Genomic DNA, 22,719 nt, shown 5'->3' with positions numbered 1-22,719 from the left:
ATTATAATCTATTTCCTTATCATTTTCTTTTTCTAATTTAGCAGCTGCTGCTGAGACTAAAGTAAGATTTTTGTTTAGTTTTTTAATATAATTGACACGAATATCATCATCAAATAATAATTTAGTGTTGTCTGAAGAAGACACAAGATGGTCGATTAATTTTATTTCTTCATCTGCTAATTTCATAGCTTTGTTTTCTTCTTCTTTATTTATTTTTGCTGAAATTCAGCCAAGATCTTCTCCGGTTGGACTATCTATAAAAATAGAATCTCAAGTAGCTTTTCTATTTTCAGGTTTTTTTGGAGCTGGGGTAGGAGTAATAGGAGTAGGTGTAGGAGTAACAGGAGCAGGAGTTATTGGGTCTGATGGAGTTGGTGTTGGGTTATTTTGGTCTCCAGGAGTAGTTCCAGAAGTATCCTTATGTGCTTCCTCAACTTTTTTCTTTAACTCTTCTAATGCTTTCTTAAATTCTTCAGGTTTTTTTAGTGTTTTTTCATCTTTTTTTGCTTCTTCAAGAAGTTTTTCTAATGCTTGTTTTTGTTGTGGTTTTAGTTTTCCTTCAGTTTTTAATTCAGCTTCTAATTTAGCAATTTCAGCCCTAAATTCTTTCTTTTCGTTAGATATTTTTTCCCCACATGAAATTGCTAAAAATGGGGTTGTTACTGTTGCAACACTTGTTGCGCTTAATAATAATGCAAGACTTTTTTTCATTTTATTTTCTTATTTTCTTATCTTCCTAATTTAACTTTTTATCTATATCATTTTTATTTTATTGGATAAAGCAAAAAAAAAAAAAAAAAGCAAAAATTCCATTTAAAACAAAGTTTAAAGGCTTAATTTATGCTGAAAGTGCATTAAAAAATGTGAGAATTAACTTACTTTACACTAGTTATTTTGATTTATCAACAAAAATACTTTTGTTAGTTATATAACTAATTTAAATTAATTCCTAGCTGTTTTAAATTTAGTTAAAGACAAAAAATAATGTTGCTACTTGATTTTTTACTTAAGGGTTTTTGGCTACATAATTATTTAAAATATGTTTTTTAAAATTAAATTCAGATATATAACTAAGAATAAATAGCTTACTTATAAATTTCATTTTTAAAAAGAGCTTCAATAATGCTATTTCCAATTGCTTTTGCTAAATTAACAGGAACTCCGTTGCCAATTTGGCGATATTGACTAGCAATGCTGCCAAAAAATTGTCATTCATCAGGAAAAGATTGAATTCTAGCTGTTTCTCTAATTGTAAGAGGTCTTGTTTCAATTGGATGGCATCTTTCAGTTTGTTTCATTTGCGGAGTTGTTAGAATTGTTAGACTAGGTTCTTCTAAACTAAGTCTTCGCAAAATTCCAGTTCTACCTCCTGCCATATTTCAAGTGCTTTTCATATATTCTTTAGATATTTTTGGATCAATATCTCTTCAACAGCCTCCTGGAGGTACTAGTTTAAAAATATCTTCTTTAGTTTTAGAATATTTTGCCCCTTCACTTTTTGGAACATCTAATAAAATATCTTTTAAAAGTAATTTTGTCTTATTTTCCTTTGGAAAACTAAAGTTGATTTTATCTGCTAAGTCATTTCTTATTCCAATAACAATAAGACGCTCTCTTTTTTGGGCAACATTATAATCAAAAGCATTTAGTACCTTATAGGTAATTTGATAGTTTTGTTCCTTAAATACTTGGCAAATTGTTTCAAAAGTTTTACCTTTATTATGTGATAACATTCCTTTAACATTTTCAAATAAAAACATTTTAGGTTGCAGTTTTTTTAAAAAAAGTGCATAGTAATAAAACAGCGTTCCTCTTGTATCTTCAAGACCAAGACGTTTCCCTGCATAACTAAAACTTTGGCAAGGAGCCCCACCAGATAATAAATCTAGTTCATATTTTTTTATATTGAATTCTTCTTCTAGATCATTAAGAGCAATTTTTCTTATATCTTGCTCATAAACATTTCAATTTGAGCGGTTATTTTTTAAAGTTTGGCATGCATCCTTATTAAATTCAACTAGCCCAATATGATTAAAACCAGCTTTTTCTAGTCCAAGTGCAAGTCCACCGGCTCCTGCAAAAAGTTCAATACTTTTAAATGCCATTATCTTTTTGTCTCCTTTTACCTATATGCATTTTAGAACATAAAAAAACTTGTTTTGTTATTTTAAAGAAAAATTGAAGAAAAAAGAATGAAAACAAGTTTTTAATTTAGCTATTATAAAATATGTTTTTAGTATTTAGTTGTTTAAAGCAATTAAAGAAAAAAATAAGCAATTAACTAAAAGTTTATTTTGAATAACCAAAATTAAAAATTAAAAAAATCTTTATGAATTAATTTCTAATTTTATATTAATATAAAAGTGTTTGTATTATAATATAAACGCTTTAATAGCAATAAGTAGATGCATTTCTCACCTAAGTGATTTTTTGCTGGGTTTAGCTACACATAAAGAACTTTTTTATCTTGTAGTTTTGGAGAAGTGGTCGAAGTCCACTTTTTTATTTATTTTTAAGGAGGAAGTTATACCAAAAGATAACTCAAACTTTGCAAACACCCAAAGTAAAAGACCCAAATCAGAACATGTAATAAACAACGAAATTCCTTATAAGAAAGTCTTTGTTTTAGGTCCTGATAATGAAAAAATTGGTGTTCTAACAAAAGAAGAAGCTCTTGAACAAGCAAAAGAAAATAAGATGGATCTTGTTCTTATTTCTATTGAAAACAATAAGCCAATAGCAAGAATTATGGATTATGGTAAATTCAAATATGATAAGAAAAAGAAACAAAAAATTATTAAAGAAAAACAATCAGTAACCATTAATCGGGAAATTAGATTAACTCCTTTAATTGGTCAACATGATTTGGAAACCAAAGCTAAAAAAGCTCGTGAGTTTATTTTAGAAGGTAACCGGGTAAAAATTTCTGTCAAATTCAGAGGAAGAGAAAGAAGTCGAACCGAACTTGGTGAAGAAATTCTTAATAAGTTTTTTGCTTTAGTAGAAGACGTTGCAAAGATAACAAAAGAAGCTACTTTAGTTAACGATCGTTTTCTAGATATGTATTTAGAAAAAGATAAGAAAAAAGTTGGCAATTTGAATAATAAAGATAACTAAACTTCCAAATAAACAAGGAGATATTAAAAAAATGCCAAAAATGAAAACCAAAAGTGGTTTGAAAAAAAGAATTAAAATTACAGCCACTGGTAAAGTAAAAAGAGGTAATGCATACCGTTCACATTTAGCACAAAATAAAACAACAAAGCAAAAACGTCAATCTCGTAAATTATCAATGCTTTCAGCATCAGATTTCAAAAGATATAAAGAACTAATTTAATTTTAGGAAGGATAAAACATGCGTACAAGAGGCGGAATTGTTACAAGAAGAAGACGTGCAAAATGAATAAAGCTAGCTAAAGGTTACTGAGGACATAAATCAATTGGTTACAAAGTAGCTAAGCAAGCAGTTGTTAAATCATGAACATATGCATTTAGAGACAGAAAACAAGTTAAACGTGAATTTAGAAAGCTATGAATTGCACGGATTAATGCAGCAGCTAGAACAAATGGTATTACATATTCAAGATTAATTGAAGGGCTTAAGAAAGCAAATATTAATATTAATAGAAAAATGCTATCTGAATTAGCAATCAATTATCCTGAATCATTTGCTTCAATTGTTGAATTAGCTAAAAAATAACTGTCTACAACTCTAAAGAAAAAAAGAAAACTAGGACTTGCGAGGCCTAGTTTTTATTTAGTTATTTTTCGAATTTCCCTTCTAAAATTTAGACTTATCAATATTTCATTTTTTACTTACTTTGTCTAAAAATTGATAGTTTATATCTTTAAACATGTTATATACATTTAGGTTTTTGTTAATTGTCCAATTTTCTAAATTTTGTTTAAATTCTTTTGCATCTGAAAACATTAAAGACATTACTTTAACTTTTTTAACATTTCATCTATCAATTTTTCCATTGAATTTAGAAGCTTCATGGAACATTGATTCCATATCAATAACATTACCTGTATTTCAATCATTTAAATCTTGATTGAATGAAGCAGCTCCAGCAAACATATCACCCATTTGAGTTACACTTGAAACATTTCAGTTATTTAGAGGCTTATCGAATTTTTCAGCAGCATCAAATAAACCAGCCATATTTTTTACATTTCTTGTATCTCATTTTGAAATGTCTTGATTAAATTTTTTAGCATAGGCAAACATTTCTGAAATACTTGAAACGTTTTTAAGATCTCATAGATTTAGATTTTCAATACTTTCAGATTCTGAATATTTGAATGTTTCACTTAAACTTTGAATTTTAAGAGGAAGATTTTTTGGAACTGAAACTGTATATTTAGGCATAGTGCTTATTTTTACTTGCTTATTTCCATTTTTTAAAGGATCTTCTAATGAGTAACCGATTTGTGTTACAACCACTTTTTTCATCATTCTATTTAAAGTCTCAAAGGTTTTTTCTTTGTGTTCAATAATGGTTTTTTTACTATCTTCACTTAAGTAATATTTTGTGGGAACAAAAGTATCAACTTTTCCTAATGTAACATCAAAAATATGGTTACCAAGTCTAAGAGTTATTTTATTTTTTCCACCATTTTCATCTTTTAGTAAGTGTCTATTTGCATATCTTTTGTGACGAAGGAAAAGATTTTCGATTTTCTTTTCTTTAGCATAAACTGAAATTTGGTCTACAAAATCTTTGAAAGTATGAAATGTTGCAAATGAATCTTTATACTCAGCAACAATTTTTTTGACTTCCTCAGCATTTTTCTTATTTAATTTTCTTGTTTCTGCATTTTCTTCTACTTCTTTATAATCAGCATTATCTCTTCCAATATCTAGACCAGATGGACTATCATTTCAAAGTGAATCTCAACTTCTTTTTTGTTCCTTGTTTCCTTCACCATTTTCTGCTTCATCACCTTGCATCTTATCATCTTCAACTTTTTTAGTTTTACAAGAAGCAGCAACTAAAGGTAAAAACAAAACTGAACTAAATAAACCTGAAATAATTTTAATTTTCTTATTCATAATTCATAATTCCTTTCATATATGTTTTGATTTATTAATTTTTATTTTAGATTATAAAAAGGTATATAAAAAGTGGAGTAAAATTTATTCTAATTATTTTAGCATATATATAGCTAATATATAAGCTATTTTTTTATAAATAAACTACTATGTCATTTTTGAATTAAAAAAAGTTATGAATGGAATTAAAAATAAAAAAATGAAAAAAAGGACAAAAATAGGACTAGGAATTGGAATTAGTAGTGCACTTATTTTAAGTGCTGCTGCGCTAGCTGTTGTTTTGCTAACTAAAAAAAGCAATAGCTCAAGAAAAATTAATATTAATAATATAAATAATAGAAACATTGATAATAAGAATAATAAAATCCCAAATGATGCAAGTAATAAAAGAGATGTATCTGAAGAAAATAAAAACATTATTAATGAAGCTAACAATACTTCTTTAAATAGCGATACTAAAATTATTGAAACAAAATTGGATACCAATATTCCAAATAATAAAGAAAATGTTGCCATTAATTATGCTATCAATGTGAATTTAATGCTAGATCCACTAAAAAAAGAAATTGCGAATCTAGAAGATAAAAAGAAAGAATTGGATACATTTTTTAAAAATAGTAATAATGGAAATTTAGATTATTGAAGAAATAAGTTTCTTGAAGCTTCAAAACAATATCATTACTATGAAATTTTGTTATACAAACTTCTTAAATATAAAAATAACTTATCAGAGTTTTTTAAACAACTAGAAGAAAAGTTATTTGGTGAATGACTTAAGGCATCTAAAAGAGTGGATGAAGCTTCTGAAAAGATTAATAAATTATGATCTGATAAGGATAGCAAAAAAGAAGAAATAGAAAAACTTTGGGATGATAGAAATCGCAATTATTCTTTTATAGATAAAGAATGAAATGAATATTCTTCCTTTAAGGTCTGAATTGCTAAGATTAAAAATGAAATTGAAGAAGCACTAAAAAAAGCTGGATTAGATGAAAATTCATCTGAAGAAGAAATTAAAAAACTTATGAATTCTTATTTAGATAAGTATCAAAAAGAAGCACAAGATGCTGAAAATAAAATTGAAGAAATTATTGCAAATGAAGAGTTATTAAGCAAAATTGATTTAGAATTGCAAAAAAATAAGGCTTTAGTTGAGTTATATAACACATATAAGAAACAATAGAGATTAATTTCTATTAAAATATTTTTTATAAATTCAAATAAACCATAATTTAATCCAATAATTCTTTAGTGAGTTTTTTAAATGGCGAAATTAAGCAGCAAAAAAATTAAATTTATCCATTTTAGTTTGATAGGAAGTATTTTGCCTATTCCTTTATTTCTTTATTCATGTGTAATAAGAAATAACAATAGAAATACTGCCAATAAAAATAATCAAGAAAATAAAAATAATTTTGATAATGCCCACATGATGGATAATCACGAAGGCAAATTACCTCATGCAGATTCTAATAAAAACCCTAAAAAAGAAATAATCAATAGGCATTTTTTAGACCTTGGAAGCCTTTTAAAGATGAATGTACGAGACATTCATCAAAAAACAGGTAACTATTTGCAAACAAACAAAGAATTTGAAGATTTTTTGCACAATAAAAATATCAATTTCATTTATGAAGATAACCAAAATTATGATAGAGATCTTGATAAACAATATTGAGAGTATGCAAAAAAATTAGGTGAATATGGCAATAAAGGTAGTAATATCTATGAAAAAAGCCAATTTTATAATCCAAGAATTCCACTTGGGCATTATTTAAAACCTCAGTATCTAGAATTATTTGCTGAAAATGAAATTCAAAATTTAAGAGCGCAAAATATTAATCTTAATGAAATAATTAAAAATAATCCGTTTGGCTATCTTCCTTCAAATTTAGCCCAACTTTTTTCTTATGCATCACTACCCTCTCTTGCTATGCTCCTAAAAATATCTAGTATTAATCAAATTAAGACAAGATGAAATGATATTAATGGGATTTTTGAACTTTTAGTTATTTCCAATAACAAAAAACATTACTTTAAGATATCTAAAGAAGATAAGATAAATGTCTCTTTAAAATCAAATATTGATTTTTATTCATATATCAATGATCGAAGCATTGAATTAAATGTCAATGTCAAGCACTGAGTTAATGACCAAAATGACGAAAGAAATCCAAATAATATAACAAAAAGGTTAACCTTTTCTAGATTTCTAGGAACAGCTTGAGTAATTGATCGTATTAAGAATGATAATGATAAAGAAAACTATGAGTTACTTCTTGGAACAAATATGCATGTATTTAATCTAAGAAATGCATTTGATAAGACCTTGCATTATGATAAGTTTTGATTACATGACAAAAAAAATGATTATTCTTGATACCAATTTCCCCCTGGTTTTTATGATGGAAGTAAAAATGCATCCTCTGAAGATAATAGAAATGATAAAAATAAACCATATTTCAAAGTTAATCGAATTAAAGAAAATAAACTTGATCTAAATTTTGGTATCTTTGAACATATTAAGGATAAATATGAAATTGGTTTTGCAGGTGCCATTGATGCATTTGATGCTTATTCTTCATATTTAAATGCCCCATATTACACTCCAAGATATAAAAACAATCACACTTATATAAAAGCAGATAAAACACCTAGTTTTGTAAAAAATAACTATAGTTATTTTGATACAAATAACTCGGGAGCTGACTTCTTAACGCTGCGTTTTAAGATTAAAAAGAATAAACTAAAAGATATTCTTCCTAAATTAGCAGAAGTAATTGAAAAACCCCAAGAAAAAGATTGGTATGTAAATTTTTCAAATAATAAATTTAGTCCGCTAAAGACCCAATTTTATGCTGGTTATTCAAAACACTGAAATCCTTTTCATAAAAAACATGCCCAATTTCGGGGCATTAAATCAGAAGGTGGCATCATTTCAACCAAAAGACGTATTATTGATGAATACTATGCAAGAGATATCTGAGTTAGATATAACCAAAAATTAAACAAAGAATATAATTCCTTTAATGATAATTGAAAAAAATATGAAACTTCTTTTATTAATAAAAATGGCAAACCAGATGCAAATGAACATGGCATGCCACTAACAACAATTGATCAATTTTCCATGTTATATACAAATATTCCTTTTGGGCATTTAAATCTTAAAGAAGGAGCATCCGGTTCTATGGTAATTGATTCTTCTTTTAATGTTATTGGTATTCTAAATACAAGAATTGAAAGTCCAGCTGGTGAATATAAGGTTATTCCATTTGGAAAAGTAATTAATGGCGCTGATGGAATTATTGTACGTGAACAAACAAATGGGATAGTGCTTTTTAAAAGTTTAGCTGATGATTATGAAGAAAAAAATAAATCTCCACATATCATTGATGGACTAAAAGAAAAATTAATTAAGGATAAACTTAAGACAATTAAGTTAAATAGTTAGTAATTAAAAAATGCAGGGATTAGCTGCATTTTTTGTTTATATTGGAGTTATAAGAGAAAAACTATTTTTTTAAAAGTTTATTTTTTTGAACATTTCATTTTGCAGCGATTTTATCAACGTAATTTTGCATTTTGTTTGCATCTTGAAATATTCCGGAAATGTTAGCTTTGTCTTTTAATTTTCATTCGCTTAAATCTTGTTCGAAGTTTTTGGCATTTCAAAAAGCCTGTTCAAATGTTATTATATTTTTAACGTCTCATTTGTCAAGATTGTCAATCTTTCTAGATTCTAGGTTAAGAAACGAAGCTAATAATGAATTGACTTTTAGTGGTAAATGGTCAGGAACTTTTGATGTATGATATGGAATTAATGTAAGATGTATATGTGATCCTTGTTTATAATACCCAAGTTGAGTTACTATAGTTTTTTTACTTTTATTATTTCCTGTAAGTATATTTTTTCAATTACGTTCTATATCATTTGTATTAGATTTATGATTATCAAAAATTTTATCATTTTCATCTTCAAAGTAATATTTAGTTACAACAGCATCTTTAAGAACTTTACCTAAGCTTACACTAAATTTTTGATTTCCTAATTGTAATTTAATTATATTTTTATTTTCGGCATTTGAATCAACATTAAGATTTTTATTTTTATCTTTTTCATCCTCTAATTTTAAATTACTAATTCCCTTTTCATTAACATATAAAGAAATTTGTTCTAGAAAATCACCTTGGGTGTGAAAAGAACCAAATGCATCTTTGTGTTCTTTAACAATTTTCTTAACTACTTCAACATTTTCTTTATCTTTTTCTTCTTCTTTTTGCTTTTTAACAGCTTCATCTTTCTCAACACTTGCCATCGCTTGTGGCATAGCATATGTTCCACCATTACCGCCATTTTCTGAAGCACTTGGTTGGTCGCCTTGTTCGCTATTAGAATGAGTAGATGAAGAATCAATCATAGTATCGGTAGTAGTTGGGGGAGTTATGCTATCATTTTGCATATTTGCATTTTCTTCAGTTGTAACACTAGAATTACCATCATTCTTAGGTTCAACTCTTTTTTTACATGAAGCTGCAATTAAAGGTAGTGAAACTAGAGAAAGTGACAAGCTAGTTAGAATTTTGATTTTCTTTTTCATGTGTTTATATTCCTTTCGTTGTTTATCACTTACACTTAATGTAAGCAAAAGTAATTGCTATTCTATGATTAATCGATAAATTCTAAAAAATTAAGATAGCAAAAATAGGGTTTTGAATTCAAAAAAATAAAATATTACTAGAAAAAACCGTTTTTTTTTTTTTTTTATAGAAAAGCACGAATTTTTAATATTTTTATGCTGAAAATGGAGATTTATTGCTGATTTTAGTTCCAAAATGGAGTTTGATGGAAGCTAAGAAATTAAGGAAAAATAACAAAAAAACATATCTATATAGGCCATTAGATATGTTTGTTACCTAGTTAGTTAGTGTTATTGTGTAAGGATATTTTTATCTTCAATGCTTCATGATTTAGCAATTTTGTCTAACTTGTTTTCTATAGCCTTAGCAGATTTGAAAGCACCTTTAACCTTAATGCCTTTTTGTATAGCTCAATTACTTAGATCTTGTGAGAAATTTGAAGCTTGTAAAAACGCATCATCTATTCTTTTAAGATTTTTAGTGTCCCATTGGTCTAAGTTTTGGATTTTGTCTGACTCAAGATTATAAAAAGAAAGATTAAGTGATTCTATTTTAAGTGGTAAATGCTTTGGAACTTCAATTGTTTTCTTTCCAACTGTAGTTAGCTTAATTCCGGTATGATCCTTATGATAACCTAATTGAGTAATAACAACTTCGTGATCTTTCATTTGAAAGCCTCAATTAGCCTCAATTTTAGTCTCTCCTCTGCCAAGGTAATTATCTTTTATATCATTAAGTTTACCTTTAACATAGTATTTTGTCACAACTGCTTTTTCCAATACTCTTCCTAGCTCTACTAGAAAATCATGTGAACCTAATTTTAATGCGATCTTATTATTGCCTTTTCCTTCTTCATCAACTGATAAATTAGTTTTTTTGTCACCTTCATTTTGAAGTTGAAGTCCACTAATTCCTTTTTCGTTAGCATAAACTGCAATTTGGTCTAAAAAATCACCTTGTGTATGGAATGCAGCAAAAGCATCTTTGTGTTCCTTAACAATTTCTTTAACTGTTTCAACATATTTTGCTTCTTTTTTAGCTATTTCATCTTCTTTAGTAGAAGCAGCAGGAGAATCACTGATCATACCATCTACATTAGCATGACCTGAATAGTTTCCACTATTACCACCATTATTGTTTGAAGAAGAGTTGCTTGAAGATGAACTATCTGATGAAGAACCTGGAGTTTCAGGAACAATAGGAGTAGGACCTACTTCAGTTTCAGCTCTTCCTTCATCCCCTTGAATATTACTATTTGAAGATTCTTCATTAATATTAGATGATGAAGAATCACTCATTTCATTGTTTATTGTTTCGTTGTGTGTGTGTGTGTGTGTGAATCCTTATTGGATAGCTCTGTATTATTCTTTGAATTATCTACTCTTTTTTTACATGAAGCAGCAATTAAAGGTAAACTAACTAAAGAAAGTGACAAGCTAGTTAGAATTTTTATTTTCTTATTCATAAGTTTATTTTCCTTTCATAAATCAGCACTTACATCTAAGTAAGTTAAATGAATTACTATTCCTAAAATTAAATAATCTAAATTAAAAACTACAAAACAATATTTTTTGAATTAATAAAAGAAATATTACTAAAAAATAAGCTTTTTTAGATGAAAAATAGGTAAGCTTGCCTTATTTCATGCGTTAAAACAACTTTCTTTTTCCTGTGAGGCATTTTTTAAAAACAAAAAAAGCGCATATCTAAAGTAAAAACTTAGATATGCATTTTTAAGTTAAGCAAATTATGATTTCTTTTTATTACTTAGATTTATGGATATATATAAGGGATACATTATTGTTATTTAGAAATACCAAAGAATTAAAAGAAATGCTTAGATTATTTTTATAGATTTTAAGGGAACTATCAATTGTCACTTTAGATTCAAAAAGCATATATTTTAATTATTTTAGTGTTAAAAGAAAAATTAGAAGGTTTTAATTTATTGAAACTTTGTTGTTTTATATCCGATAACTAAGTTTTTATTTAGAATCTTTATTGGCTTTAACTTTGAGAGGATGATTAGGTTGTTGTTTATATAAAGTTTATTTAAATTCTACTTCGAAGTAAGTTTTGCCTAGTTTTAATGGTATTTTATAATTTCCTTTTCCATCTTTATTTTCTTCTAATTTAGATTCGCCTTTTGATGGGTCTTGAAGTTGTAATCCTTGAATACCGTCTTTTGTAGCATATTCTGCTATTTCTTCAAGAATTTCTTTTAGGGTTTTAGATTTATTTAGTTTATCTTTAATGCCTCTAACTAAATTTCTAACTTTTAGGACATCTTGTACTTCGTCTCTATATTGTTGCTTTTCAGTTTCTGTAAGTATAGGCTCACTTAGAGTTGGCATTGAATATGTACCACCAGCACCACCAGCACCGCTTTCTGAAGACTTTTCTTCAGGTTTTTCAGCTTCCTTTTTTCCTTCTTCAGCATTTTCTGAAGGTTGGTCAGCTTGCATTCCGGATGTATCTGAATCATTTGTCATAGGTGTAGTATTTGGTTTACTTTCTAATGATTCATTTCGAGTTTCATTATTCTTGTCTTTTAGATTATTTTCAGGTTCACTAATCCGCTTTTTACAGGATGCTGCAATAAGCGGCAAACTAACTAGAGAAAGTGACAAGCTAGTTAGTATTTTAATTTTTTTATGCATTTATTAAAACACCCTTTCATTCCTTTTTTGTTTCAATTACCAATAAAAAGCAATTGAAACAAATAATCTTTTATTCAAAAACATTCACAAAAAAATAATACTAAAAATTTAAACGCTCAATGTTATTATTGAGGCTAAATATTGAATTTCTTTTGAAATTAAGGGAATTTTTTTGTTTAAATAAGTAAAATTGTCTTAATTTTGACCTAAAAATAAGAATAATTTAACACTAAAAAATAATGTAATTTTTCTTAGTTTCACTTCAATCAAAAATCTCTATTTTTTAGTGTTATAGATTAAATAAATTGTGCTATTATTTTTCTTAAAATTAGTGATATAAATATATTTAATAAGTAATTAATAAGCAAAGGAGGAAATAAGAGAGTTATGAAGAAAAATAAAAAGAATAATATGCAACTAGATTCCTTAAGTAACAATGTAGCTTCTGAGGAATTTAATGCTCTTTCTAACCAAATTAAAAAAAGAAAAAAAGGCAAGCAACCAGCAGGCTATAACATCAACCCTTATGGAGTGAATTTCTTAAATGTCTGAAAGAAATTTCCTAAAAAGATGCTTATGGTCTTTATTTCAGCTATTTTATATAACTTAGCTGTAGCAATTTTTTTAGGAAAAGCAGCGGCTGTAGCTACAGGGCTATCTGCAATTGTGCAAGCAGTTACTTTAACACTTTCAAAAGCTGCGCCTTATTTTGCTTATATTTATTTAGGACTAAACTTACCTTTTATCTTTATTTTTTGAAAGAAAAATTCAAGGTTGTTTATGATCCTAACAACTTATTGACTTCTATGGCAAGTAGCTTTCCAAACGCTTCTTTTAGTTCCTCAAGTATCTGATATTTTTAAACGTATTTCTATTTACTATGTTAACTGATATTCACCTGATAAAATTGGTTCTCCTAAATTTAAAAATGAATTTCGTGGCCTAATTCCATGAGAAACATATGGAGCTTATAGTAATTCATATAAGAATTTATTTAGTTGAATGAATGGAAATGTTGATAAGAATAAGATTTTATTTGATAATGCAAATTCTATTTATAACTTTAATTTATCTAATCCTCTTGAAGCTAGTGTTTCTTTGGAATTAGGAAAAATTAAATTTATTACCCAAAATCAATATTTCCAATTAGCGCATTTTAAAAGCTTAATTGAAAATGGTTATAATAACCCAACTTGGCCAATTATAGTTTATGTGGCAATTGGAGCTATTATGGCTGGAATTGCAGGAGGAATGGCTTGAAAGAATTCTGCTTCAACTTCTGGGGCTGACTTTGTTGTTTATTATTTATCAAGAGTAAAACAAAAAAGCATTGGACACATTTCTTTAATTCTTTCAATTATCTTTGGTAGTTTTGCTTTCATTTTAATTACAATCGTGGAAGCTTTGGGTGTTACTGTGGATAAACCATTTAACTTTGGAGGCTTACTACTTAGATTTTTAGGCTCTGCTTTATATGTTGTTATATATATTTCAATGCTTGAATTTATTTATCCTAAATACCGCAAGATTCGCATTGAAATCTATACAAAAGAACCTGAAAAAATTATTGCAAGATTCAAAGAAATCAATTACTGACATGGCTATAACATTGAAAAACTTGTCGGTGGTTATACTAATACTGAAACAGCTAAGATTGAAACTTATGCACTATATTTAGAACAAAGTCTAATTAGAAATGAAATTCTAATTGCTGATCCAAAAGCTTGAGTTACAATTACGCGTGTCCACAAGATTTATGGTGGTTTTGATACATCTAAAATTGAATCTTAAACAAATCTCATCTTAAAAACTTGCATGTGAAATATTTGCAAGTTTTTTATTTATAAAAAATCAATAAAAAATAAGAATTTAGCAATCAAATTTCTTATATTATGAAGTAAGAAAAGATTATTATTTTTATTCAAGTACAATTATTAATATAACGTTTAACTTTTATTAATAAAGGTTTTAATGAACTAAAAATAAGATAAAAAATAGGAAGCGATATTTTAATTAATTAAGTCTCAAGAACATGATTTTTAAATTCTTTTATGGTTTAAATCGAGTTTAGAGTAATTATTTGAAAAATAGTAATAGGAATCTAAACGTTATAAACAATATTTTTAAATTTAAAAGGAGGATTTATGGGAGCTTTTTTTAGAATGCAGCTAAAAATTTATTTTAGATTATGAAGTTCGTATATTACTCCCCTAGCAATTGGAATTTTTTATATTATTCTTATTGGTCTAATTAAGTTAGCATTAAGTGCTAATGAAGTAGATAAACTAGTAAATAGCAACAACTATGTTGAAGCAATTGGAAACTTTTGTATGATTGCTTCGTTTATTATTTGTACATTTGTGACACAAACATTTTTTTACCGTTATCGAAGAGAAGGTATTGAATATATTTTATATTCCAAACCAATTAGACGTTTTGAGATTTATTTAAGTAATGTTTTTGCTAGTATTATAGGACTACTGCTTTCTATGTTTCTTATGGGATTTACTTTTTTTATTAGTAAATTAATTGTTCCAATTGAAGCAAAACAAGCTTTAATTTCATCTTTATCATTAACATGAGCAGGACTTTTATGTGGACTGCTAGGACTTGGTATTGCTTCATTAGTCCAAAATTTTGTGGAAATGAAAGTATTTCAAATCATTGTTGGAATAATTCCAATTTTTGGCGTTTTGGTGATGAATTTTGTTAAATTTGCCCAAGGGATTAATGTAGTCAAGGTTGGCTTTAGAGTAGCTAGTAATCCAGCGCTTTTAATTCCAAATAAGGATGTAAAAGATGCTAATGATGCAGTTGATAATTTAAATAAAAGAATTGCTTCACTTGATGATTTATTAATTGTCAATGAAGGTATTGGTAATAAATTTGAAAATGATAATGAACTTATCTTTAATCCACTTGAAAAAGAATTCCAAACTAATAAAATTGATACAACTTTAGATATTATTAATAACTCAAGAAATTCTTTATATTCAAGCATCTTTTTTTTAAACTTCAAAGAATACTATTTTCCTTTAGTAACATTGCACAATAGAAGTTTACAAAATGCTAGTGTTTATGTTGATTATAATCACAAACTAAATGGCAAAGAAAACAAATACTATAGGGTTCTAGATGGAAATGGTAAGCTTAATGAAAGTACACTAAAAAAACTTAAAGAAAAATATAGCTTAGATTTAAAAAAACAAATTCTTTTTAAGACTAATAATGGCGATGTTTTTGCTTTAAGTTACAATGTGGATAATTTTAGAAGTATATTTGAAATTACAAATCAATCATTTGATCCTCAATTTGAATCATTTTTAAATTATGCAACTGAGGATATTCAAAATAATAACTTTGATAAGTTTAAAGACTTCAATAACAAAGTTATTAATTTCATTTTAAATGAAGAATATACTAAAAAAATTAAAGGTCTATTATTAAATGGTATATCCCTAACGCAACAAAGTGGACTTGGACTTTCAGAATTTCTAATCCCAAAAGATAAAAACAAAAATCCAAGTGTTATTGGAGTGCATCAAATTATTGATATTCTAAGTCGTTTAACTAAATATGTAATCCTGGATGATGAAAATAAATTCAATGAAGAAAAGACTAAACTACAAAATGAGTTTCAAAATGAAAAAAACGAAGAATTAAAGAAAATTAATGCAAAATTCAGTCTTCCCTTAAGCCTATTATCTCTTAAAGCAATTAAAGAAAGATCTAATTTAAAAAATATTAGTGGCTTTGTGGATGAGTATATAAAAGCTAACTTTGATACAAAAAAACTAACTAATATTCAAAAAACAAGACTTGAACACACTCTAGCTTCCATAAAAGAAAAAGCAGCAGAAGAGCTAAGTAAACTTCTTTGAACAATTAATGTTTTTAAAATCATTGGAATCCAAGAAGATGGCAGTTTTGCAACAAAACTTTCCACTGATGGCTTACTTGATTATTTAGCAGCTTCCAAAGCTAATTACAATAAATATGTTAACTATAGATGAGGAATTATTAAGGCGATTAAATTAAATAATAATCTAATTGAATTTCAAAGAAAACCTTATTTAGAACCTCATACAGCAATTTTAATTACTTCTTTATTTTCATTATTCTTAATAGTTATTGGATATCTAAAATTTCAAAGAAAGAACTTTAAATAATGCTAAAAAAATCGATTTTACAAATGTTAAAAGAAAATAAAGTAATGTTTGTCCAAGCAAAAAAACATACGTATCAAAATCCATCTTTTGATGCAGCTTTAGCAATTCAGCATTTAAATGTCTTTTTTAAACAAGGATTTCTTAGATATAAAAAAGTCCTTAATGATATTAGTTTTGAAGTTAAACAAGGCCAATTTCATGGTTTTATAGGAAATAATGGGGCTGGAAAAACAACAACAATTCGTTCAATTTTAGGCTTTTATCCAAATGCCATTGGCAAAATTTATATTAATGGCATTGATAGCAAAAGCCCTAAATCTAAAACAAAAATCGGTTATGTTCCTGAGATTGCAATTTTTCCTAAAACACTAAGTGCTAAAGAATACTTACACACATTTGGACTTATGTCAGGGCTTAAGAAAAAAGATTTAGACAAAAAAATTAAAGAAATCATTGAGAAATATAATTTTGTACTTCCTGATTTAAATAAAAGTCCAGAATATATGTCTTCAGGCCAAAAAAAGACAATTCTTTTAATCCAAGCTTTGCTTAATGATCCACAACTTTTAATTATGGATGAGCCTGCTGCGAATTTAGATCCAAGTTCTAGAGTTATTTTATATAAAACCCTAAAACAGCTGCACAACGAAGGAAAAACTATTTTTATTTCTAGTCATATTCTTGATGAGCTAGAAAAATATATTGATAGCTTTACTTTGCTCTCCCAAGGGAATATCCTTTATTCAGGTTATATTGATGATGCAATTGATGAAACATATAACACAAAAATGATTTTAAGCAGCTATGAAGAAATAACTTTATTTCTAACAGTCAACAAAATTCCTTTTGAAATTAAAAATAATGTTCTTTTTTTACAACTTGATAAAAATCAAAAGAAAAATCTACTAGCAAGACTTAATAAATTAAACATTGAAATTCTTTTATTAAAAGAAAATAAAAACTCAATTTTAAGCAAATATTTTGAAGAAAATCCTGGAATTTAAAAAGCAAATAAAAAAATCAAAGAGTTAACTAAATTAAGTTTCTTTGATTTTTATTTTATTCTGCAAGCAACAAAAAAAGGTTATGCTTATTATTTATCTTGGCCAACTTCATCAAGTTTATTTATTCTAGCTAAATGTCTACCACCTTCAAATTCAGTATGTTCTCATGTATGAAACATCTCTTCAACAGCATCAGCTTCTAAAAGGCGGCCTCCCATGCATAAAATATTTGCGTCATTGTGTAATTTAGCAAGTCTTGCTTCTTCTTTTGATGAAACACGCGCACAGCGGATATTTTTAAAACGGTTTAAAGCAATTGAAATACCAATACCAGATCCGCAAAATGCAACAAATTTTGTATCTTTTTCATTGATATGTTTTTTTGCTTCTTTAGCAAATTCAATGCCAACATCAGCATATGAAATAGAAGTATTTGGATCCATAGAACCAAAAGTTTCTACTTCATACCCTTCCTTTTGTAATCTACGCGCTAATTCCATTTTTGCTTCATGACCAGCATGGTCACTTGTGATTTTTATTTTCATAAGTTTAATCCCTTAAAATTTCTTTATCTTCAACTCGAATGATTTTGCTTGGCTTTTGGCTCATTGGTCCAAAATTATAAATATTTGTAATCTCAGGAAAAATTAATTTGGCATTCTCAATGCTTCTGCAAACAGGGGCATTAGAAAGATTACAACTTGACATATAAACTGGCCCATTTGCTTCCAAATAATCTAAAAGAGGTTTTTGGTTTGGCATACGAAAACCTTGGTCATTAACAACTAAAGTAACAGCACCAGGTCAATATATTTTAGCTAGTTTTTCAGCTTCTATATTTCATTCTTTAAATGTTCTTGCTTGTTTAATTGATGAAACTAAAATAATTAATTTTTTATTTCTATCTCTACCCTTAATTTCATAGATAAGATCTAGAGTTTCTTTATCTACAGGTCCTCCAATTCCAAGAACTGTATCAGTAGTTGAAATAAAAAGTTTATTGTATTTATTTGTCATAGTTTTATTATATAACTTATACACTTTTAAGTAATTAAAAGCAAATAAAGATAATATAATAAATAAGATATGCCTGAATTACCAGAAGTTAAAGTTGTCATAAAAAACTTAAAAGAAGCAATCTTGTTTAAAAAAATTAAAAAGATTGAAATTTTCAAAGAAAAACTTTTTAAAGAATATAGTCCAAAAGAATTTCAAGATAGATTGCATGATGCAACTATTATAGATATAACTAATATAGGAAAATTCATTATTTTTCATTTTGATAATGATGCTATTTTGCTATCGCATCTTCGTATGGAAGGAAAATACCGTTTCTTTGAAAAAGAAACAGAGCCAAATAAGCATGTAATGGTGAAATTTGTTTTTTATGATGGAAGTGAACTGCATTATTTAGATACAAGAATGTTTGGAACAATGCATCTAAGAAACAAAGATAACTATTTATTTTTATCTCCGCTAGTAAAAATGGCAGCCGAGCCTAAAGATACTGATATTGATTGATTGTATGAACAACTATCTACTTCAGGTTCATCTATTAAATCAAAATTATTAGACCAATCTTATGTAGTTGGACTTGGCAATATTTATGTTGACGAAGCTCTTTTTGCTTCAAAAGTACACCCTTTGAGTAAAGCTAAAAACATTCCCAAAGAAAAACTTGAAGAAATTCTTAAAAATGCCCAAGAAATTATGGATCAAAGTTATTTAATGGGAGGTTCTACTATTCATACATATGAAAGTTTTAATGGACAAATAGGATCTTACCAAGAACATCTTAAAATTCATAATGATAAGCTTGAATGATGCAAGGTTTGTGGCGATGAAGTAGAAAAAATCAAAGTTAGTGGCCGGGGAACTTATTTATGCAGCAGTTGCCAAAGGAGATATTAAGCATTATGAATTTTGATTATTCATTTAGTATTGATCTTCATGGTCAAGATACCACTGAAGCAACGGCTTCTGTATTAAATGCTTTATTTTCTTTTGAGCAAAATAGAAACTACGAATTCTTTGATATTATTACAGGAAATGGTAGCGGCGCTCTTAAATTTGTTGTATTGGATTTATTAGAAAAAGAAAGATATAACTATAGATTCCTTAATCAAAGCCAATCAGCAATTCGTGTCTTTAAAAGATTTAAACGACACTTTGATTAAGGCTTCTTTAGTTTAAAAAAAGTATTTAAAATTATTCTTTGTTTAATAATGCAAACAAGTTAATTATTGTAGTTAACTTGTTTTTTTAGTTTTTTGTGTTATATTTTGAGTTATGAAAGCAAAGAAATTTTTATTGATAAGTGCAACTTTATTTGGAAGCTTAATTCCTTTAGCTGCAGTGTCATGTAAGAAAGAAAAAACTGAAAACAATACAGATAAAACTGACAAAGATAAAGACGGAAATAAAGACGGTAATTCTAATAGTAATGGAAATGCTACTAACCCAAATGAAGGTGGCAAAAACGACAATACAAACAATGATGGCAATGCAAATGGCAATAGCTCTGGGGGCAGTAGTTCTAATAATCCAGAAAATAATAATCCATCAAATCCATCAGAAGGAATGCCAAGTGATGCACCAAATGATATAGAAAAAGAAGTTGAAGACTATTTAAACAAGATAAAAGAATATGGTCCAGAAGCAAAAAAACTTCTCGACCTAATTACTCAAATACTTGATAAAAATAAAGAGAAAGGTGAAGAAATTATTAAGAAATATGCTGCTTTTGGTTCTATAGTAAAAGGAATTGCTGAAATCTACACTCTATTTCAACAAGATCTAGAACAAGTCAAAAAAGACATTAAAGAAGGTTTTGAAGATAAAGAAAAAAGAAGAAAAGATTTACTTTCTGGTATAAAACAATACGAAGATAGTAGAGAAGACATTAAAAAAGCAATTACCGACCTCGAAAATCTAGTTAAAGAAAAGTAGCACTTCCTAGAAGCCTACTTTTTTTATACTAATTAATCTTTTTTAATTCTCAATACTCAATAAGATTCAATCAAATTCAATCTTGCATACCACTTGTACTTCTTTATTGGTGTAGATTGCCTTTGATTATTAATTTTGGTATTATAATTTTTCATACTATATATTAATAATTCTAAAGATTACTTTATAAGTCAAATATATTTAATTAGGAGAAAAAATGGCCAAAAATACTTGAGAGATTGCAAAGAATGCAATTGAATCTCATGATAATATTTTTATTTTTCATCATATTCGCCCAGATGGAGATTGTTTAGGTTCACAATTTGGATTAAGAGAATTAATTAAAACGAATTTTCCAGAAAAAAGAGTATTTGTTTTTGGAGATACTGGTGGAATATTTCCATTTATGGAATGAGACTTTGATAAATTTGAAGATGTACCAAAAGAATACTTTAATAATTCTTTAGGAGTTGTTGTCGATGCTAACTCATATCACCGAATTTTACTTTCAGATTACATTAAAGAAAAAAACTTTACACACCTTCTAAGAATTGATCACCATCCTGTTGATCCAGATGTTCCTTATGATTACACTTGAGAAGATGCAACTTATGCAGCTTCTGCTGAACAAATTGGTTATATTGCAATGAAAGCTAAATGAGTAGTAACTGAAAAAGCAGCTAGATATATTTATTTAGGAATTAACACAGACTCAGGTAGATTCCAATATGAATATGTGCAAAAAAGAACATTTGAAGTTATGGCTTACTTGCATAAAAATAACAATTTTAGAGTTTGAGATGTTAACTTTGATTTATCTAAAAGAGACGAAAGAAAAGTTAGATTTGCAGCTTATGTTTTACTTAACTACAAAAAAGATGGCAAAGTACTACACTTCTATGTAACTAAAAAAATTCAAAAGAAATTTAATCTCAAGGATAATGAAGCTAATGATGTAAACATTTTAGCTAACATTGGCGATTGCAAAGTTTGAGTGTTTTTTATTGATATGCCAGATGGAACTATTAGAGTGCGTGTGAGATCAAATGGTATTTGAATTAATCATATTTGTGAAAAATACAAACCAGGTGGTGGACACGAAGTTGCCGCTGGCGCTACAGCAAGATCAAAGGCTGATATGAAAAATATCATTAGTGATTTAAAAGCTGAGGTTGAAAAGTATGATAAAAATTAGTGATGAAAGACTTGCAATTTTTAAAAATATTGAAAATAAAATCAAAGCACACAAAAACATAGTTATTTTTCATCACATTCGCCCAGATGGAGATTGTTTAGGTTCACAATTTGGACTTAAGAATCTAATTAAAGAAACATTTCCAGATAAAAATGTTTATACAATTGGAGATTCAAAAAATAGTTATCCATTTTTAGATTTTGCAATGGACAAACTAGAACTTAAAAAAATCGATGATTCATTAGGAATAATAGTTGATGCTAATTTTAAAGAAAGACTAGAATGCCGAGAATTTTTAGATAATAATGTTTTTGATGAAGTAATAAGAATTGACCACCATCCAAATGATGATGACTTAAATGCATCACTTGTTTGAGTTGACCCTTTTTCTCCTGCAGCAGCCCAACAAATTGCTGAAATAGCTTATTTTTTAGATTGAAAAGTAAATGTTGATGCAGCAACATATTTATTTTTAGGAATTTATACTGATTCAGTAAGATTAACTACTAATTTAACAGATGAAAAATCCATGTTTTTAGTTGCTTGACTTTGATCTAAGGGGGCAAAAAAAGATTTGATTTTTGAAAACATGGCAATTCGCAGCTTTGCTGACATTAAAATCAATTCATTTGTGCAACAAAATATGCAAATTAAAAATGGTGTTGTTTCATTCTATTTTAGTTTAGAAGACCAAAAGAAATTTGGTATTGATGATCCTCTTAAGGCAAATCGGCCATTTCTTTTATCTTCTATTGATGATAATAAAGCATGAGTATTTTTTACCCAAGAAAAAGAAAACCAAATCCGCTGCGAATTTAGATCAAATGGCGCTTGTGTGCGAAATGTAGCCATTAAATGAGGTGGTGGTGGACATCATCGAGCTTCTGGAGCCCAAATTTCAGATCCAAATTTAATTCCTTTAATTATTAAAGACTTAGAAGAAGAAATTAAAATTCTAGAAAATTATGACAATTAAAATGCTGCACCTTCAGCATTTTTTTAATCTAAAAAAACTAATAAAAAAAAGATTGCTCTAATTTTTAAA

The 22,719-nt window shown here is 27.5% G+C and carries 21 protein-coding genes and 1 pseudogene; 13 read left to right on the top strand and 9 right to left on the bottom strand.

Annotated features, from left to right (window positions below; genetic code table 4):
* Positions 1-711, bottom strand: a pseudogene (locus MAU_RS03750) (hypothetical protein); the annotation flags it as partial.
* 374 nt (positions 712-1,085) lie between these two features.
* Positions 1,086-2,105 carry a DNA cytosine methyltransferase gene (locus MAU_RS03310; protein WP_004425409.1) on the bottom strand — a complete coding sequence of 340 codons (1,020 nt, stop codon included), beginning with the start codon at positions 2,103-2,105 and terminating at the stop codon, positions 1,086-1,088.
* Between the two features lie 370 nt (positions 2,106-2,475).
* On the opposite strand from MAU_RS03310, the gene infC reads away from it, so the two are divergent.
* The 3 genes from infC to rplT are packed head-to-tail and all read left to right on the top strand — an operon-like array spanning position 2,476 to position 3,700.
* Positions 2,476-3,117 carry a translation initiation factor IF-3 gene (gene infC / locus MAU_RS03305; protein WP_274517394.1) on the top strand — a complete coding sequence of 214 codons (642 nt, stop codon included), beginning with the start codon at positions 2,476-2,478 and terminating at the stop codon, positions 3,115-3,117.
* A gap of 31 nt (positions 3,118-3,148) precedes the next feature.
* On the top strand, positions 3,149-3,337 hold the full coding sequence (rpmI, locus tag MAU_RS03300) for a 50S ribosomal protein L35 (protein WP_004425406.1): 189 nt from the start codon (positions 3,149-3,151) through the stop codon (positions 3,335-3,337).
* 18 nt (positions 3,338-3,355) lie between these two features.
* Positions 3,356-3,700 carry a 50S ribosomal protein L20 gene (gene rplT, locus MAU_RS03295; protein WP_004425404.1) on the top strand — a complete coding sequence of 115 codons (345 nt, stop codon included), beginning with the start codon at positions 3,356-3,358 and terminating at the stop codon, positions 3,698-3,700.
* A gap of 81 nt (positions 3,701-3,781) precedes the next feature.
* Here rplT and MAU_RS03290 read toward each other — a convergent pair whose 3' ends face one another.
* The gene (locus MAU_RS03290; RefSeq protein WP_004425402.1) at positions 3,782-5,056 is read right to left on the bottom strand and encodes a BspA family leucine-rich repeat surface protein; all 1,275 of its coding nucleotides are present in this window, start codon (positions 5,054-5,056) and stop codon (positions 3,782-3,784) included.
* A gap of 199 nt (positions 5,057-5,255) precedes the next feature.
* Here MAU_RS03290 and MAU_RS03285 point away from each other — a divergent pair, with 199 nt between their 5' ends.
* Positions 5,256-6,239 (top strand): hypothetical protein, encoded by a 984-nt coding sequence (locus MAU_RS03285; protein ID WP_152414858.1) that lies wholly within the window; start codon positions 5,256-5,258, stop codon positions 6,237-6,239.
* A gap of 81 nt (positions 6,240-6,320) precedes the next feature.
* Entirely contained in the window at positions 6,321-8,510 is a 2,190-nt protein-coding gene (locus tag MAU_RS03280; RefSeq protein ID WP_004425398.1) for an MAG2960 family serine endopeptidase lipoprotein, read from the top strand.
* A 61-nt stretch (positions 8,511-8,571) separates the two neighbouring features.
* Here the strand turns inward: MAU_RS03280 and MAU_RS03275 are convergent, their stop codons facing one another.
* From MAU_RS03275 to MAU_RS03265, 4 genes are all read right to left on the bottom strand, one after another.
* Positions 8,572-9,657 (bottom strand): BspA family leucine-rich repeat surface protein, encoded by a 1,086-nt coding sequence (locus MAU_RS03275; RefSeq protein WP_004425397.1) that lies wholly within the window; start codon positions 9,655-9,657, stop codon positions 8,572-8,574.
* A 330-nt stretch (positions 9,658-9,987) separates the two neighbouring features.
* On the bottom strand, positions 9,988-10,995 hold the full coding sequence (locus MAU_RS03270; protein WP_004425395.1) for a BspA family leucine-rich repeat surface protein: 1,008 nt from the start codon (positions 10,993-10,995) through the stop codon (positions 9,988-9,990).
* 8 nt (positions 10,996-11,003) lie between these two features.
* Entirely contained in the window at positions 11,004-11,162 is a 159-nt protein-coding gene (locus MAU_RS03585) for a variable surface lipoprotein (RefSeq protein WP_152414857.1), read from the bottom strand.
* Between the two features lie 583 nt (positions 11,163-11,745).
* Positions 11,746-12,357, bottom strand: coding sequence for a variable surface lipoprotein (locus tag MAU_RS03265; protein ID WP_004425393.1), 612 nt, complete (start codon positions 12,355-12,357; stop codon positions 11,746-11,748).
* A 387-nt stretch (positions 12,358-12,744) separates the two neighbouring features.
* Here MAU_RS03265 and MAU_RS03260 point away from each other — a divergent pair, with 387 nt between their 5' ends.
* The 3 genes from MAU_RS03260 (at position 12,745) to MAU_RS03250 (ending at position 17,530) form a co-directional block, all read left to right on the top strand.
* Entirely contained in the window at positions 12,745-14,148 is a 1,404-nt protein-coding gene (locus tag MAU_RS03260; protein WP_152414856.1) for a YitT family protein, read from the top strand.
* Between the two features lie 353 nt (positions 14,149-14,501).
* Entirely contained in the window at positions 14,502-16,526 is a 2,025-nt protein-coding gene (locus MAU_RS03255; protein WP_004425389.1) for an ABC transporter permease, read from the top strand.
* Positions 16,526-17,530 carry an ABC transporter ATP-binding protein gene (locus tag MAU_RS03250; protein ID WP_004425388.1) on the top strand — a complete coding sequence of 335 codons (1,005 nt, stop codon included), beginning with the start codon at positions 16,526-16,528 and terminating at the stop codon, positions 17,528-17,530. The genes MAU_RS03255 and MAU_RS03250 overlap by 1 nt, the downstream gene beginning before the upstream one ends.
* An 89-nt stretch (positions 17,531-17,619) precedes the next feature.
* Here MAU_RS03250 and MAU_RS03245 read toward each other — a convergent pair whose 3' ends face one another.
* A complete protein-coding gene (locus tag MAU_RS03245) occupies positions 17,620-18,075 on the bottom strand; it encodes an RpiB/LacA/LacB family sugar-phosphate isomerase (RefSeq protein WP_004425387.1) in 456 nt (151 codons plus the stop codon).
* 4 nt (positions 18,076-18,079) lie between these two features.
* Positions 18,080-18,547: an L-threonylcarbamoyladenylate synthase gene (locus MAU_RS03240; protein ID WP_004425386.1), complete on the bottom strand. Its 468-nt coding sequence runs from the start codon at positions 18,545-18,547 to the stop codon at positions 18,080-18,082.
* 69 nt (positions 18,548-18,616) lie between these two features.
* Between MAU_RS03240 and mutM the strand changes: the two genes are divergently transcribed.
* From mutM to MAU_RS03215, 5 genes are all read left to right on the top strand, one after another.
* Positions 18,617-19,441: a DNA-formamidopyrimidine glycosylase gene (gene mutM / locus MAU_RS03235; RefSeq protein WP_004425385.1), complete on the top strand. Its 825-nt coding sequence runs from the start codon at positions 18,617-18,619 to the stop codon at positions 19,439-19,441.
* Between the two features lie 5 nt (positions 19,442-19,446).
* Positions 19,447-19,707, top strand: coding sequence for a Smr/MutS family protein (locus MAU_RS03230; protein ID WP_004425384.1), 261 nt, complete (start codon positions 19,447-19,449; stop codon positions 19,705-19,707).
* Positions 19,708-19,819: 112 nt separating this feature from the next.
* The gene (locus MAU_RS03470) at positions 19,820-20,479 is read left to right on the top strand and encodes an Mbov_0283/Mbov_0339 family surface lipoprotein (protein WP_004425383.1); all 660 of its coding nucleotides are present in this window, start codon (positions 19,820-19,822) and stop codon (positions 20,477-20,479) included.
* A 217-nt stretch (positions 20,480-20,696) separates the two neighbouring features.
* The gene (locus MAU_RS03220) at positions 20,697-21,674 is read left to right on the top strand and encodes a DHH family phosphoesterase (protein ID WP_004425382.1); all 978 of its coding nucleotides are present in this window, start codon (positions 20,697-20,699) and stop codon (positions 21,672-21,674) included.
* Positions 21,661-22,650, top strand: coding sequence for a DHH family phosphoesterase (locus tag MAU_RS03215; RefSeq protein ID WP_004425381.1), 990 nt, complete (start codon positions 21,661-21,663; stop codon positions 22,648-22,650). Before MAU_RS03220 ends, MAU_RS03215 begins: the two co-directional genes overlap by 14 nt.
* The last annotated feature ends 69 nt before the right edge of the window (positions 22,651-22,719 follow it).

The organism is Metamycoplasma auris 15026 (assembly GCF_000367765.1).
Classification (GTDB): Bacteria; Bacillota_I; Bacilli_A; order Mycoplasmatales; family Metamycoplasmataceae; genus Metamycoplasma; species Metamycoplasma auris_A.
This window is presented reverse-complemented; position numbering and strand designations above follow the sequence as displayed.